This is a genomic window from Rhizobium sp. PP-CC-3G-465 (assembly GCF_004343445.1).
Taxonomy (GTDB): domain Bacteria; phylum Pseudomonadota; class Alphaproteobacteria; order Rhizobiales; family Rhizobiaceae; genus Ferranicluibacter; species Ferranicluibacter rubi.
This window is the reverse complement of record NZ_SLYH01000005.1, coordinates 307755-322660: the sequence shown is the minus strand read 5'-3', so window position 1 is coordinate 322660 and position 14906 is coordinate 307755. Positions and strand designations below refer to the sequence as shown.

14 protein-coding genes and 3 pseudogenes are annotated in these 14906 nt (G+C 59.6%); 11 read left to right on the top strand and 6 right to left on the bottom strand.

Going from position 1 to position 14906, the window contains the following annotated elements:
* The coding region (locus C8J33_RS19220) for a type IV secretory system conjugative DNA transfer family protein (RefSeq protein ID WP_132665035.1) at positions 1-762 on the top strand (762 nt) is incomplete at its 5' end.
* A gap of 17 nt (positions 763-779) precedes the next feature.
* Positions 780-1106: a hypothetical protein gene (locus C8J33_RS19215; RefSeq protein WP_245420143.1), complete on the top strand. Its 327-nt coding sequence runs from the start codon at positions 780-782 to the stop codon at positions 1104-1106.
* A 153-nt stretch (positions 1107-1259) separates the two neighbouring features.
* Here the strand turns inward: C8J33_RS19215 and C8J33_RS19210 are convergent, their stop codons facing one another.
* A complete protein-coding gene (locus C8J33_RS19210; protein ID WP_110734712.1) occupies positions 1260-1490 on the bottom strand; it encodes a helix-turn-helix domain-containing protein in 231 nt (76 codons plus the stop codon).
* Positions 1491-1638: 148 nt separating this feature from the next.
* Here C8J33_RS19210 and C8J33_RS19205 point away from each other — a divergent pair, with 148 nt between their 5' ends.
* Entirely contained in the window at positions 1639-2331 is a 693-nt protein-coding gene (locus C8J33_RS19205; protein ID WP_110801711.1) for a hypothetical protein, read from the top strand.
* A 320-nt stretch (positions 2332-2651) separates the two neighbouring features.
* On the opposite strand, the gene C8J33_RS19200 is transcribed toward C8J33_RS19205, so the two are convergent.
* From C8J33_RS19200 to C8J33_RS19185, 4 genes and pseudogenes are all read right to left on the bottom strand, one after another.
* Entirely contained in the window at positions 2652-2957 is a 306-nt protein-coding gene (locus tag C8J33_RS19200) for a helix-turn-helix domain-containing protein (protein WP_110801710.1), read from the bottom strand.
* Positions 2954-3292 (bottom strand): type II toxin-antitoxin system RelE/ParE family toxin, encoded by a 339-nt coding sequence (locus C8J33_RS19195; RefSeq protein ID WP_110801709.1) that lies wholly within the window; start codon positions 3290-3292, stop codon positions 2954-2956. Before C8J33_RS19195 ends, C8J33_RS19200 begins: the two co-directional genes overlap by 4 nt.
* Before the next feature lie 60 nt (positions 3293-3352).
* A pseudogene (repC, locus tag C8J33_RS19190) lies at positions 3353-3763 on the bottom strand (plasmid replication protein RepC); the annotation flags it as partial.
* Positions 3764-3765: 2 nt separating this feature from the next.
* Positions 3766-4506: pseudogene (locus tag C8J33_RS19185) on the bottom strand (MDR family oxidoreductase); the annotation flags it as partial.
* A gap of 361 nt (positions 4507-4867) precedes the next feature.
* Between C8J33_RS19185 and C8J33_RS27830 the strand changes: the two are divergent.
* Both C8J33_RS27830 and C8J33_RS27585 read left to right on the top strand, forming a co-directional pair.
* Positions 4868-4993 carry a hypothetical protein gene (locus tag C8J33_RS27830; protein ID WP_280953142.1) on the top strand — a complete coding sequence of 42 codons (126 nt, stop codon included), beginning with the start codon at positions 4868-4870 and terminating at the stop codon, positions 4991-4993.
* Between the two features lie 197 nt (positions 4994-5190).
* Positions 5191-5304: pseudogene (locus C8J33_RS27585) on the top strand (damage-inducible protein DinB); the annotation flags it as partial.
* Positions 5305-5539: 235 nt separating this feature from the next.
* On the opposite strand, the gene C8J33_RS19165 reads toward C8J33_RS27585, so the two are convergent.
* On the bottom strand, positions 5540-8104 hold the full coding sequence (locus C8J33_RS19165) for a LuxR C-terminal-related transcriptional regulator (RefSeq protein ID WP_110801706.1): 2565 nt from the start codon (positions 8102-8104) through the stop codon (positions 5540-5542).
* A 237-nt stretch (positions 8105-8341) separates the two neighbouring features.
* Between C8J33_RS19165 and C8J33_RS19160 the strand changes: the two genes are divergently transcribed.
* The 6 genes from C8J33_RS19160 to C8J33_RS19135 are packed head-to-tail and all read left to right on the top strand — an operon-like array spanning position 8342 to position 14906.
* Positions 8342-9763 carry an amidase gene (locus tag C8J33_RS19160; RefSeq protein ID WP_132665033.1) on the top strand — a complete coding sequence of 474 codons (1422 nt, stop codon included), beginning with the start codon at positions 8342-8344 and terminating at the stop codon, positions 9761-9763.
* A 31-nt stretch (positions 9764-9794) separates the two neighbouring features.
* Entirely contained in the window at positions 9795-11342 is a 1548-nt protein-coding gene (locus C8J33_RS19155; RefSeq protein ID WP_132665032.1) for an ABC transporter substrate-binding protein, read from the top strand.
* Positions 11343-11402: 60 nt separating this feature from the next.
* Positions 11403-12326, top strand: a complete 924-nt coding sequence (locus C8J33_RS19150; RefSeq protein WP_110801703.1) for an ABC transporter permease — start codon at positions 11403-11405, stop codon at positions 12324-12326.
* On the top strand, positions 12323-13171 hold the full coding sequence (locus C8J33_RS19145; RefSeq protein WP_245507213.1) for an ABC transporter permease: 849 nt from the start codon (positions 12323-12325) through the stop codon (positions 13169-13171). Before C8J33_RS19150 ends, C8J33_RS19145 begins: the two co-directional genes overlap by 4 nt.
* Complete coding sequence (locus tag C8J33_RS19140; RefSeq protein WP_110801701.1) at positions 13168-14004, top strand: ABC transporter ATP-binding protein; 837 nt, start codon at positions 13168-13170, stop codon at positions 14002-14004. Before C8J33_RS19145 ends, C8J33_RS19140 begins: the two co-directional genes overlap by 4 nt.
* Positions 14001-14906, top strand: a complete 906-nt coding sequence (locus tag C8J33_RS19135; protein ID WP_110801700.1) for an ATP-binding cassette domain-containing protein — start codon at positions 14001-14003, stop codon at positions 14904-14906. The genes C8J33_RS19140 and C8J33_RS19135 overlap by 4 nt, the downstream gene beginning before the upstream one ends.

Below are 14906 nucleotides of genomic sequence, written 5' to 3'. Positions count from 1 at the left end.
GCCAGTTCTGCCGGCAACCTTGTTGCGCGTGCCGCCAACCGTCATCTTGCCAAATCCGACCGCGAGGCGGCCGGTGTTCTGTCATCCGCCCAACGTCACACGCACTTCCTCGACAGTCCGCGCATGACGGCTGTTCTCGCACGATCCGATGTCCGGTTTGCCGATCTGAAAGCGCGTCACGCCACGGTGTTCCTCGTGCTGCCGCCGGATCGGCTTTCGGCCTATTCCCGCTGGCTGCGCCTGCTCGTCACCCAGAGCCTCACGGACATGGCGCGCGATCGGCAAAAGCCGGATGTCCCCGTGCTCTATCTTCTCGACGAGTTCGCAAGCCTTGGGTATCTCGCGCCCGTCAGCCAGGCCATGGGATTGATGGCCGGCTACGGCGTCCAGCTCTGGCCGATCCTGCAGGACATCCATCAACTACGCGCCACATACGAGAAACGCGCCGGCACGTTCCTGTCGAATGCCGGCGTCCTTCAGGTGTTCGGCGTCAACGATCACGAGAGTGCCCGGTTGATCTCCGATCTCCTTGGACAGGAGACGGTCGTCTTCCAGACAATGGGACGCAATCTCGATGCGAGCGATCCTGGCATCTCGCTCAGCCAGCAGCACACCGGCCGTGCCCTCATGACACCTGACGAGGTGCGCAATCTGCCAAAGGAGGTCGAGCTTCTGTTCCTTGCCGGGCAACGTCCAATCGTTGCGCGCAAGCTCGCTTACTATTCCGACCCAGAGTTCGCAGGCGCGTTTGATCCGGCATGAGAAACGAGTTCGACGACATGGCGAGAACGCTGATCTGGGCGGCGGGTATGGTCCTGCAGAGCGGCCCGGCGGATCGACGCCGGATCGCCAGAGCATATCGGAAAGCACAGGAGCGGGTCGCGGCCATTCCGGCCGCCAATGGCGATGCGCGGCCGCGGATCGTGGCCTGCTTTGAAGCGTTCGACGATTACAAATCCAGGGAGGATGTTGCCGGCGTTGGCTGGCTGCTCACCGCGATCCAGGAGCGGGTGAACGAGCATGATCTACCTGACTGGCAGGCGCTCAACCTTCTCGTCGATGATGTCTTGGAAATGTTGGGACTGGTGGAGATGACCGGCCATTGAAGCGTGAGCAATCGCGAAAAACTCAGCTGCTTTGGGGAAAGCACTCCACAAACTTATGCTTCATAAAAGATCTGTCGGATCATCTCCGGCAGGATGGCGCCATGGCTAGCGACGCGCTCGAGGCTCCCGCAGCAAAAGAGTCTGCTAGCAGTATCACGAGCGCGATTTTTGCAAGCGAACGCCCGGCCCCTCGCCGTTCTCAGGAATAAAGATGATTCCTGCTTCTTCCAGCACAGCACGAAGCTCATCGACCGTCGACTGCTTCAATTCATAACCCGTTTCAAATCGGACGACTGTGTTGGTCGACATACCGGCCCGCTCTGCAAGATCCGCGATCTTCAACCCCAAGGCCGCGCGCGCCATCCTACATTGAATCGGTAACATGTAAATTCGCCTAATATAGGCGAATTCTCTTTGATCCGCCCTGTGTCTGTTGTAAAGTAGGTCGCCTGCGGCACGCAGACGGTCGAACAGAGTGTTGCAACCACCCTGCTCGACCTGACCAAAACCCTAGCTATCAGGAGCTTGGATCATGGCTGATTCCGAGAGTAGCAGAACTCTGCCTGGAATTTCGATTGAAAAGAACACCACGACAGGCGGCAAGGCTGACGAAGCGCCAACCATCATCTCGCGGCGAAACCTTCTTTCACACACAGCGCGGGTTTTGCAGCACTGCTTCACCGACATGCCGCCTCGGACGGAAAGGGGGCCTGCTTCAGTACGGGAAATCTGGCTACGTTGGTGGATCCTCCAGCAACAGCATTTGCGGCAGAGTCGCAGAGTGCGGAAGCTGAGCGACAGGCTGTTGGATGAGCTCGATGGCTATCCGTCTGTAGCGATCGACGGACTTGAAGGTGAGCCGCCCTACGTTGCGACGACGTACGCAGAGATCCGACACCTGTCCTCCAGGATCGACGCAGGTCGGCTCGACGCCGCACGATCGACGCTACGCCAAAGACGGCAAGCCTGGAAAAAGGCCGACGCTCGCATAGGGTACAGCGCTGCCGTCAGGCGGGAAAGGGACCTCGATCGCTCTGCGGGTATTTCCGCCAACGTGGTACTACTGATGCCGCCGTTCTCCCTCATGGAGGTCGCTGCCAAGCTTCACTGCCTTCTTGAGCTGCACGATCCTCGGCTCAGACATGAGCATGAGCCTTGGCTGCAACTGCGAAGGATGCTGAAGGAACTTGTAGACCTTCGTCAACGACCGGATTGTGAGCACTGATACCTCAGACGGAACCTGGCAGACCCCAGTTTCGCTGAAGTACTCGATTATCGGGTCATGTTCCAGAACGGAACCTTGATGCTGCTATAGTGGCGTCTCCAGCGACGTAGGAGGCTAGTTGCCGTCCCATGCGTCGGTGGAATCCCGGCCGCCATGAAGCAGGATGAGGATGAGCACTGTATCACCTTAGACGCAGAACGCGATCGAGGTACGGCGCTCAAGTCCGATGCGAATCCCCTCGTCCAGTTCGCTGCGGGGGGAACCCGCGATGAGAAAACGGCATAATTTAAGCTGAAACTCCAAGTAAGCAGCCCAACAAATCAGTTCGACAACGCTCGCAGCACTGCTTCGGGTTCTTTTTCCATCACACGAAGAAGCGTTCGAGCAGCGCCTGACGGCTGCCGAGCCCCCTGCTCCCACTTTTTATATCCTGAAGCACTCGTGCCGAGAAATGCAGCCATTTCGTCTTGCGTCAGGTGTAGCTTTCGGCGGATTGCTTTTGCGTCCACGGTTTCCAAATCAACGGCAGTGATGCGAAGTCCAACCACGTCCTTACCCTGGGCATGTCCCAGAGCTTCGGTCATAGCTTGAATCAAATCCTCGCCGAATTTTGTTGTCTCGCTCATGGTTTACTCCTGTACGTCGCTTTGATCGCCTTTGCGAACGCCGCAACCGCCTTGGCCTCTTCCGGCTTCAAATCGGTCTTTTCATTCTTTCCGTAGACGAGAAGCGCATAAATGGGCGCGTCGTCGCCGTACCAGTAATAGATAACGCGGGCACCACCCCGTTTGCCTTTACCCTTGGCACCAAATCTTAGCTTTCGGACACCACCCGCACCCGGTATTTCATCACCGACCTGAGGATGGGTCGCCAGAAAGTCGATAAGATCCTTGCGCTCGTCGTCCGTAAATAGGGCCGCGGCCTGTTTGACGAAAAGCGGTGTTTCAGCAACTGTCTGCATAGTGTTTTATAACCCATTGGGGTAGTTATGGCAATTGAAATCTCTTATGTCAATGATCAGTCACGCCAACCGCTTTCCAGCCTCCCCGTTCAACCGTAGCAGTGCCATCATCATCGGCCCGAGTGAAAACTCCCCGCGCGCCGCCCGGCTGGTGAGATCACGTAGATAGCCGCCCGCGGAGTTGATATGCGCCGCCCTCTCAAGGATACAGGCAATCGCAACCGCTGCGTTTTCAGGCCCCATGGTTTCGCACGCCTCCTGATAGGCCGACGGGCTCACACCCAGCATCGATCTCACCACAACCGCGGCCGACATGAGATCACGCCAATCACCCACAGATCCTGCCGGACCATAGTCGATAATCTGTGGGCATGCCTTCAGCACGACACCCAGAGGAAAGGCCTTCAGCGTCTCTCTGTCAGGCCCGCGGTTCTTCGTCGGCTTTCCGCCCTGGTCTTTTTCAAAGCTAGGTGTCCCTGAGCGATGCCGCAAGCGGTTACCACACCGCGATATCTGGTTTGTGCCAATACGTTCGCCAGCGTGTGGCTGCCAACCGAGTCCACCGCGCCTGCCCAACGCTCGGCCGCGACAGGCTCTCCCGGTTCGGAGAGCGTGCGGCGGTCGATGATTTCGGCAGCGCCGAGTTCGCGCAGATAATCGGCCTCTTCGGGACGCCCGGTCGAGGCGACAACCCGGTAGCCCAGATTGGAAAGAAGCGCGATCGCAAGCGATCCAACACCGCCATTCGCTCCGGTCACGAGGATGTCGCCCCGCTCCGGAGTGATTCCGCCATGTTCAAGAGCCAGTACGGACAGCATGGCGGTGTAGCCTGCGGTGCCGATCGCCATGGCATCCTTGGTCGAGAACGGCTCCGGGATCTTGACGAGCCAGTCGCCGTTCAGCCGCGCTTTCTGCGCGTAGCCGCCATGATGCGTCTGGCCCAGCCCCCAGCCATTGGCGACGACCCGATCGCCGATCGTGATGCCGGGATAGGAAGAGGCTTCCACCGTTCCTGCGAAATCGATGCCCGGGATCAACGGAAACTGCTTGATGACGTCATAATCGCCCAGTGCCCCAGCGTCCTTGTAGTTCACGGTCGAATAGTCGACCGTAACCGTGACGTTCCCCGGCATGAGGTCCTTGTCTTCAAGTTCGACCACGTTGGTCGAAAGTTTATCGCCATCTTTGGTAGCCAAAAGCGCTTTGAAGGTCATTCTTCTGTCCTTTGTCGGGTAGTGAAGATGAATATGGCCCACCTGATATTCCTTGTCGGTGCACGACCGGAAATCAGGCGGCCAAGTCGAGGCTGCGATCAGACCGGCATGCCGAACTGCTGGCGCAAAGCCTTGTCGAACACCGATGCGGGCAAGAGACGTCGCAGCAAGCTGACCTGGCCAGGGCCTCGGCACTCGCCAAACCGATGCCAAAGGATGCCCCAGTCACGATTGCAGTTCTTACGGCGTCCATGTTTTTTCCCGCAGATGAAGGTCCCGGATTTAAGGTTCGGAGACAATTGCATTATGATGACTTACTAATATTACAATCGTAATGCAATAGAAACTTGGAAGAAGTGTCATGCGACACAAAAAGGGCCGAAGAGACACGTCGCGCCGCAGGATCATGGACGTCGCCGTCGAGCGGTTCCGCTCGGATGGAATTGCAGGCTCGGGCCTTGCTACGATCATGAAGGAGCTGGCCTGACGAACGGCGCCGCTATCCCCACGTTCCCTGGAAGGCCGATCTCATCAGGGAAACCGTGTCGGACGCCGTGAGCAAGCAGACCGAATCGCTGCGCGACGTACTCGATGAAGGCAGCCTCGACCGGATCGTCGACATCCCCCTGCCGCCCGAACACCGGGACAATCCAGGACTGGGTCGTGTCTCAGCATCACTGCTGCCGTTTTCTCAGGCAACTTTCCATCACGCCGCCGTGGGACACGTTCGCTGTCTATCTTCACCAGACCGCACCAGCGCGGCGGAAGCAGGGCGACAGGAATCTCACTCTGGCCTGAAGAATAGGCCCCACCTTGCAATTGCTACGCAATTCCTTATATCCGCGAAGTTAGACCGCTTTCCGATTTTTAAATGCTGACGCATGTCTTCTGTGTGCACACTTCGGCCCGCAAAAATAGGTCGTCCCGGTGTGGTCAGAATAAAACGGCTCGAGTTTGGTGGATTTGAAACCGTCATTTACGGAAAGCGAACGGGAAGCAACTTGGCGATGTGATACGCATAACGACCCTCTAATCATCGCTCTAATGTTTTTAGAACCGCCTGGGTGCGCGTTTTGACGTCGAGTTTCTCGAAAATATTCTTGATGTGCGATTTCACAGTGTTGAGATTGATACCAAGCTTCGTTGCGATGTCCTGATTGGACAATCCCCATTGCAGAAGCTCCAGAACGGCATTTTCGCGGACAGTCAATCCGCCGGCTTGAGACGGGTTTCCAGACAGCCCCTGCTTTACGCGTGCGACGTATTTTTGCTGCTGTGAAACGGGCAAGAGAAACTGCTCTGAAAGCGTTCCCATCCCCATCTGCCCCGCCTCGTCCATTGCTGCGTTCATAGCTTCGGCCGGATTATCGTCTTCGCACCGATACGTCACCGCCAGGGCTTCGCACTGGATCGCATAGACTAGGCGGCCCTGAAGGCGGGCGACGCGGCTGATGCCCTCCAGCCGAGCGCGTGCACCATCCATCCGTCCGCTGGTAGCCAGAATACGCGCTTCGACCACGTCGAAAGCATCCCAGATCTGCCACACTACGCGTGGGAACCTTTTCTCCGCTTCGGCGAGCTGCAAACCCAGTCTTTCCCGTTCACGCCGACCCTCGATAGTATTGCCAATACGCAGAGCCCGGTCGGCGCGTTCGATTGCAAGCTGGAATTCAAGCCGAAAATCCTCCGTTTCATAAGCCCGCCGGCTGGCGCGGACGAGCAAAGCGGATGCCGCATCGAAACGGCCTTGGACATCGTAAAGGCGCGCAAGGCCGATGGTCGATGTCAGCACGCGTTCGGAGAGGCCCGAAACATTGGTTGAGGTCTCCGACGGGATGGAGCGCAGCCAGAGGTCTTCGGCGAGCGGAAGGTCGCCGGCGTTGAACGCGACCGTACCGAGCAGTGCCGACGGCAAGGCCACCATGTAGGAATTCTCGGCGAAGTGTTTCTGAGCGATGGTCAGCGCGTCCTTGAGCAGCGACTCGGCTTGATCAAACCAGCCCCGCGCCAGATAGGACATCGCAGCGATGCAACGCGAATGGATGCCGCCCCAGTGGCACGCCATATCATCGTAGACACCCTTGGCCTTGAACGTCAGCCGTTCGGCTTGTTCCAGATCGCCAGCGTTGAAAGCAAGGTAGCTGTGGATGGAGTCCAGATCAACCTGGCCGAACGCCAGATGGTCCAGTTCCCTGCGATCCAATGCCTTAATGTGCGTGCCACCCGCAGAAAGATCGCCGCCATAGGCTCCGATCAGCGCCCGCATCAAATGTAGGCGCCCCTGGATATCGACACCCTCTTCCCGCGCGATGGTGGAAAACCGGCTTTCCGGATCGCGCGCTGCGGTCTCGATAGCCATCAAGGTCTGCTCGGCCTGCAGAAACCGGCGCATATTGATGGAGCGCCAGACGAGCAGGAACATCAGCAACGGCCGCTCCTCGCGAGATTCACGCGGCAACTGCTGCATCCAGTGGGAATAGGTCTCGAACCGGCCGTGGCTGAGATAGTCGTAGAGGCAGTAGCGCTCGATGAGTTCCGCTGCCCATGTGGGCTGGCGCGCCAGAAAAGCATGCCGGACGGCATCGACGGGCGAGCCCGACCGAATAAACCATCGCGCCGCGCGCTCGTGGGCATTGCAGAAACTGTCGAGCCCCTCCTTGTAGAGCCGCGTCTGCAGGAACTCCTGAAACAGATGGTGGTATTTGTACCAGCGCTGCGCGCCGGGAAGCGCCACGATGAAAAGCTGCGTCTCCTCCAACACAGCCAGGGTCGAGCCGGCATCTTCCTGATCCGACACGGCACCGCAGAGATCGGCGTTGAAGGTCTCAAGAATCGAGGTTCTGGCAAGGAACGTGCAGACGGTATCGGGAAGCCCGGCAATCACCTCCTCCAGGAAATAATCCGCAAATGCCCTGTGGCTTCCGGCCGGTGCCGTCTCCATGAAACTGCCCGGTGTCCGGCCCAGCACTAGAGAGGCCAGACGCAGTCCGGCGGCCCAGCCTTCGGTATGATCGCGCATCTGTCGGCTCTGCGCCGATGACAGCGCGACATTGGAGGCGAGCCGAAAGAAATCCTCGGTCTCGCTCTCGTCGAATTGCAGGTCGGCGACCGACACCTCAATCATCTCGCCATTGGCACGGTAGCGCCCGACGGCCAGTGTCGGACGGGTGCGGCTCGCAAGCACTACCGTCATGTTCGGCAGGCGGGCCGCCAGCAGGGCATTGATCGTCGCCACGCCGCTGCTGCTTTCGGAGAGGTGATAGTCGTCGATAAACAGCACGAAGGGATTGTCGGTCGCCAGTTCGGCAACGGCGGCGACGAGACGCCGAACAGCATCATCCTCGTCACCCGCCGGAATGAAGTCTCCAGCCACATCGGCAGAGCTGCCACCAAGATACCCTGTGGATTGGTCGATCGCTAGCAACAGATATTCAGCAAGGCTGATGGGGTCCTTGTCATCGTCACCGGCGGAATACCAGACCGTGCGGATGTCGGCGGCCTGAACGGCGTGATGCCACTGCGAAAGAAGCGTGGTCTTTCCCGATCCTGCCGGAGCATGCACCAGCGCCAGCCGATGGCGCACAAGAATGCCTGCCATTTTCGTTAGGCGCGGCCGGTCTATGACGCCGGCTGATGCATGCGGAGGCAAGGATCGTCGGCTCAGGAAGTTCACGCGTCGCACAGCATCGCTCCCGTGGAGGACCTCTTTATTTTCAGGCAGCCTATCACCCTTAAGGGTGAGATGAAGTTATTTTTCCAACTCACCCTTCCGGATCATGCCAAAAATATAAGCGCGCCGTAATTTTCAGCAGAGATGACGGAAGGGATGACACTCATGCTGTTGAGTGATTATGTAAAATACGACGCGACAGGGCTGGCGGACCTCGTGAAACGACGCGAAGTTCGGCCGCAGGAGTTGCTGGACACGGCCATGGCGGCTGTCGAGGCCGTCAATGGCCCGCTCAACGCCGTCGTTGCGACCTTCGAGGACGAGGCCTCTCGCTTCGTTCGTGAGGAGCTTACCGAGGGACCCTTCGCAGGCGTGCCGTTTCTTCTCAAAGATCTGACGGCCCATTATGCCGGCCAGCCGACCGGGGCGGGCTGGCCTCCGCGCGCAAGCGTCAGGCCCGCCGACGACAGTGAACTGGTTCGCCGGTTCAAGAAAGCCGGACTTGTGATCTTTGGCAAGACGGCGGTTCCGGAGCTTGCCATGGACTGGACGACGCGGTCGCGTGCCCATGGCGTCACCTCCAACCCCTGGGACACGGGCAAGACGGCAGGCACATCCAGCGGCGGGACCGCCGCCGCCGTTGCGGCCGGCATCGTGCCGATGGGCCATGGCAATGACGGCGGCGGCTCGATCCGCGTGCCCGCCTCGTGTTGCGGGCTGTTCGGCATGAAGCCGACTCGCGGACGCAATCCGGTGGCGCCGGCCGGAAGCACGTGGCAAGGCATGCTGGTCGAGCATGCGCTGACACGTTCTGTACGCGACAGCGCGGCCCTGCTTGATGCAACGTCGGGTCTTTACCGCGGGCAATTCTTCAACGCGCCCGAAGGCGGTCAATTTTCAGAGGACGTCGATCGCGATCCGGGGAGGCTGAGGGTCGGCGTGTCCACGCGTGCACCCTATGGCGCAACAACCCATGAAGATTGCAAAGCGGCCGTTGCGGAGACGGTGAGGCTGCTGGAAAGCCTCGGCCATATCTGCGAACCCTATGACATAGACCTGCCGGACGACGGGTGGGATGCGTTCGAAACCTTCATTCTGGCGGAATATGCGACCGACATGCGGCTGGAAGCAGATGTCATCGGCCGCCCCCTCACGGCTGCGGATTTCCCCCCCATGCTCTGGGACATGATCGAGGCCGGCAACCAGATTACCGCGGTCGATGTCAATGTCGCGACAACGCGACTGCATCGGGTCGCCGCCGCCGTTACCTCTGCCTTCGACAGGTACGACGTCGTCCTCTCTCCCACGCTCGCACAGCCGCCGCTGCCGCACGCAGCCTTTCCGGAGGCGACCTCCATGCGCGGCCACTACGAATTCTACCTGTCGTGGATGCCGTACACGCATATCTTCAACATCAACGGGTCACCCGCCATGTCGGTGCCCCTCTCTTGGAATGCAGACGCGCTGCCGATTGGGGTTCAGTTCGCAGCAGCACCGGCTGCCGAAGGATTGCTGTTCCGTCTGGCGGGGCAGCTTGAAACCGCCCGTCCTTGGGCGGACAGGAGACCACCCATTTCCATTGCATGACGTCTCAACACGATAAAAAGGGAACAGAGAGATGAGATCAAGACTTCGCAAGACCGCACTTCGAACCTCGGCCTTGATGCTGTCACTGGGAGCCTTGCTGACAACGCTTCCAGCCCTTTCGGCCGATCTGACCATCGCCCGGTCGGTCGATGCCGACGGCTTGGATCCGCAGAAGGCCAGCACCACCCAGTCGTTGCAGGTCACAAACCTGATCTTCGACACCCTGCTGACCATGGACAAGGACGGTTCCGTCCATCCAGGTCTAGCTAGCGAGTGGTCGATGTCAGACAACGGCAAATCCTATTCCTTCACGATCCGCGACGGCGTGAAATGCCATGACGGCTCGGTGTTCGATGCCGCCGCAGCAAAAGCCAGCGTCGATCGGGCCCTCGATCCGGCGACCGTCAATCCCAATCTCTCGTCATGGGGTCCGATCAGCGGCACCAGCGTTGATGGCAAGGCGCTCAAGCTGACCCTGTCGGAACCTTACGGTCCTTTCGCCTCGTTCCTGACCAGCATCCAGGCTGCCTTCATCTGCCCGGGTTCGGTTGCCGGCAGCGAATTCAAGCCGATCGGCACCGGTCCCTTCAAGTTCGCCAGTTGGACCCGCAACGACAGCATCAAGCTGGAGGCCAATACGGACTATGCCAACGTCAACCCACTGGTCAAAAATCCCGGCAAACCGCATATAGACACGCTGATGCTGAAGGTCATCCCTGAAGCAGTCGCCCGCATGGCAGCACTGCGCTCCGGCGAAGTCGACATGGTGGAGCCTTCGCTTGAGGAAGCAGCCGATCTCAAGGCTGACAGCAACTTCAAGGTTTACTCCGCCGAACTGTCCGGTCAGCAGATGCTTGCTGCCTTTACTTGGAAGATCAAGCCGCTCGACAATCCCGATATCCGCAAGGCGATCGGCATGGCGATGAACCGCGATGCCTATGCCTCGATAGCCTTCGAAGGCCTGGTCAACACCTCCAACTGCCCGGTCGCTCCCAATCTCTTCGCCACCGACGAAGCGCTGTGCGCGACATGGGGTGTCACCTACGATCCGGAAGCGGCAAAAGCCCTGATGGCGAAAGCCGGTTACGGCCCCGACAAGCCGCTGAAGGTCAAGCTTCTCGTTCACAAGCTGCCAGGCTGGGACGCCATGCATCAGATCATGCAGCAGGATCTCGCAGCCATCGGCGTGGAGGCCGAGATCGAGACCCGGGAAGTGGCCGCCTTTTTCGATCACATGAAGGGCGTTAACGAAAAGACCGACGGCGAACCGGCTGTCTGGACCATGGGCATGTCGGGCGTCGATCCAGACTACCTCTACTTTCTCTGGAAGCAGCCGGGCTTCGTCAACATGGGCCTGAACGCCGACGTGGATGCCATGCTTGAGGAGCAGCGCAAGCTCAGTGGCGATGCACGGGCCGCCAAGATCCACGAGATCCAGAAATATCTGATGGAGAATGCCTACGCGATTCCGCTCCTGTCACCGGGCTGGGGCTGGCTGATGGCATCGACATCGAAGGTCGATGGCTTCACGATGGGTTTTTCGGCCTCACTCATCTTCAACGACGTGACCAAATCGTAAACGAACAGCATCCCGCTCCAGGCAAAGCCTGGAGCGGGTCACAATCGAAGACGGAATCTCATGCTTTTCCTGATCGCAAAGAGAGTGCTGACGGCGTTCGTCACCGTCTTGACGGTGATCGTGCTCTCCGGAATTCTTATCCATGTCGTTCCCGGTGATCCGGTCACGGCGATGATGGCCCAGTCGGTGACGGCGACGCCCGAAGTCATGGCCGAGATGCGCTCCCAGCTCGGGCTCGATCTTCCGGTCTGGCAACAGGTTGTCCTCTATGCCTCCCATGTGCTGACAGGCGATCTCGGAACGACGATCCGTGGAAACGAACCCGTGGCGCGGCTTCTGTTCGAACGCCTTCCCAACACGTTCGCGCTGGCCGTCTCCGGCCTGTCGGTCGCGCTCCTGATCGGCATTCCTCTGGGTTTCCTTGCCGCCATCAACCGTGGGCGGCTCGCCGATACCGCCGTGATGGTCATCGCGGTTCTCGGTGTCTCGATCCCCGGCTTCTGGCTTGGACTGATCATGATCCAGGTCTTCTCGCTCAAGCTCGGCTGGTTTCCGGTCGCGGGTTCAGGCTATCGCAACATTGTTCTCCCGGCCCTGACGCTGGGCCTTACCTACTGCGCGCTGGTCGCCCGCATGACCCGCTCGGCACTCGTCGATATTCTTGCCGAGGATTACATCCGCACGGCCCGCGCACGGGGACTGCGCGAACATCAGGTGCTGTTCGTTCATGCTCTGAAGCCCGCCCTGATCAGCATCGTCACCGTCGTCGGGCTTGTCTTTGCCTATCTCATGGGCGGTCAGGTGATCGTCGAGAACGTGTTTTCCTGGAACGGCATCGGCCGCCTCGCGGTGCAGGCCATGCTTGAGCGCGACTATCCGATGATCCAGGGCTTCATTGTCGTCTTCGCAAGTTCGGTCGTCATCGTTTCCATGCTGATCGATATTCTCTACGGCTTTCTCGACCCGCGCATGAGGCAAAGATGAGTATGGTCCCGACAACCACAATCCGGCGACGGGCCTTGCCATGGAGCGTCATCATCGGGCTCGGCCTTGCGCTCGTCATCATCATTCTTGCTCTCGCCGCCCCCGTCATCGCGCCCTACGACCCAATGCGTATGGCATCGGGTCCGCGCCTTTCCGCACCGGGGCTTACGCATCTGTTCGGGACGGACGAGTTCGGCCGGGACCTGTTCAGCCGCGTTCTCCACGGCGGACGGCTATCGCTGGGCATCGGCCTGACGGCGGTCTTGACCGGTATTCTTGCCGGCGGATTGATCGGCCTCATCGCGGCTTTTTCAGGGCGTGTGATCCAGTCCGTCCTGTTGCGTCTGATCGATGTGCTCTACTCCTTCCCCGACACGCTGATCGCCCTTGCGCTGGTCGCTTTTCTCGGACCTGGGATCGGCAATGCGACGCTCGCGATCGCAATCAGCCTCATCCCCTTCTACGCCCGGGTCACCTATGGTCTTGCGGCAGCCGAGCGCGCCAAACCCTATATCGAGGCGGCACAGCTCGCTGGCATCCGCTCGGCCCGGCTGGTGCGCGTGCATGTCATGCCGAACATCACGCAGAGCCTCATCGTCATGGGAACGCTCGGCTTTTCCTCGGCTATTCTTTCGGCAGCGGGTCTTTCCTTCCTCGGCCTTGGCGTCCAGCCACCGTCGCCGGAATGGGGCGGCATCCTTGCCTCCGGGCGCAACTACATCACGAAGGCGCCCTGGATCCTCTTGTTTCCGGGTCTGGCGATCTGTGTCACCGTGCTGTCTTTCAATCTGATCGGCGATAGCCTGCGCGACTTGATCGACCCGAGGCGGAAGTCACCATCATGAGCGAATCCTTTCTGAACGTGCGGAACCTCTCCGTCACTTTTCCAACGGCTTCCGGTACATTTGCGGCCGTCGATGATATCAGTTTCACCCTCAAGCGCGGCGAGATCCTCGCGCTGGTCGGCGAGTCCGGCAGCGGAAAAAGCATGACCTCGCTCGCCATCATGCGGCTTCTGCCAGATGCAGCCAGATTTCATGGCACCATTTCGATCGACGGCACGGCGATTGCCGGCCTTGACCGGCGGCATATGGAGGACGTGCGCGGAGCACGTATCGGTATGATATTCCAGGAACCGATGACCTCGCTCAACCCTGTCCTGAAAATAGGCAGGCAGATGACGGAGGGGCTCATCCGCCACCAGCGAATGCCTCGCCATCAGGCGCGCATCGCCGCGATCGCGGCTCTCGATGATGTCGGCATCCCCGATCCTAAATCTCTTCTCGATCAATATCCCCACCATTTGTCCGGCGGCATGCGGCAACGCGTTATGATCGCAGCCGCGTTGACCCTCAAGCCCGGCGTACTGATCGCCGACGAACCGACGACGGCGCTTGACGTCACGGTGCAGGCGCAGGTGCTCGACCTCCTCGTAGACCTGAAGACGCGCCACGGTTCCGGGGTTCTTCTCATTACCCACGACATCGGTGTCGTCGCAGAGACCGCGGACCGCGTTGCGGTTATGCGCGGGGGCCGTATCGTCGAAACCGGAACTGTTGGGGATATCCTCACCAATCCGCAACACGACTATACCAAGGGGCTCATCGCGTCTCACCTCACCGTTGAGCGCGCCATGCGCCAGCGACATGCCGAGGGACGACGAGGCCGCACATCATGAATGGCAAACCCCTCCTCCAGCTTCAGGACATCCGCCGTAGCTTCACGTCGTCGGGGCGAAAGACGAACGCGCTTAACGGCATTTCGCTGTTGCTCGAACGCGGAGAAACGCTCGGGATCGTTGGGGAGAGCGGCTCGGGCAAATCCACGCTCGGCCGGATCGCCGTCGGCCTCGACAATCCGACCGATGGCAAGGTGTGGATCGGCGGCGTCGACGTCGCCACCGTAAGCACCACCAATCGACGTGAGCTGTTTCGCGGCAGCCAGATGATCTTTCAGGATCCCTACTCCTCGCTCAATCCACGACTTAAAGTCGGTCGCCAGATTGGCGAAGGTCTGTTTGCCAGCGGCATATCAAACTGGAGGGATATCCACGAACGGGTATCCGAGCTCTTCGTCCAGGTCGGCCTCAGGCCAGACCAGGTGGATCGCTTCCCCCACGAGTTTTCAGGCGGGCAGCGGCAACGTGTTGCCATCGCAAGAGCGCTGGCGCCGGGACCAAGTATCATCGTCGCCGACGAACCGGTCTCCGCACTCGACGTAACCATCCAGGCGCAGATCCTCGATCTGATGTTCGATATTCAGAAACAGGTCGCCCTCTCATATTTGTTCATTTCACACGATATGGCGGTCGTCGCCCATCTAAGCGACCGTATCGCGGTCATGCATCGCGGCCGGATCGTTGAATGCGGGCCAACGGAAAGCGTTGTGGGCGATGCCCGGCATCCTTATACGAAAATGTTACTGGAGGCAGTGCCGCGCCTCGGACGTCGGCGAACCGGTGAAAAGCGCTTGCCGGAACAACTTCCCCACCATGATGCAGGCGACCTGTTCGAATGTGTGGCGCCGGGACATCAGGTTCTTGTTTCAGAGAATTGGAAGTTCAAACCCGAGGCTCGCTGA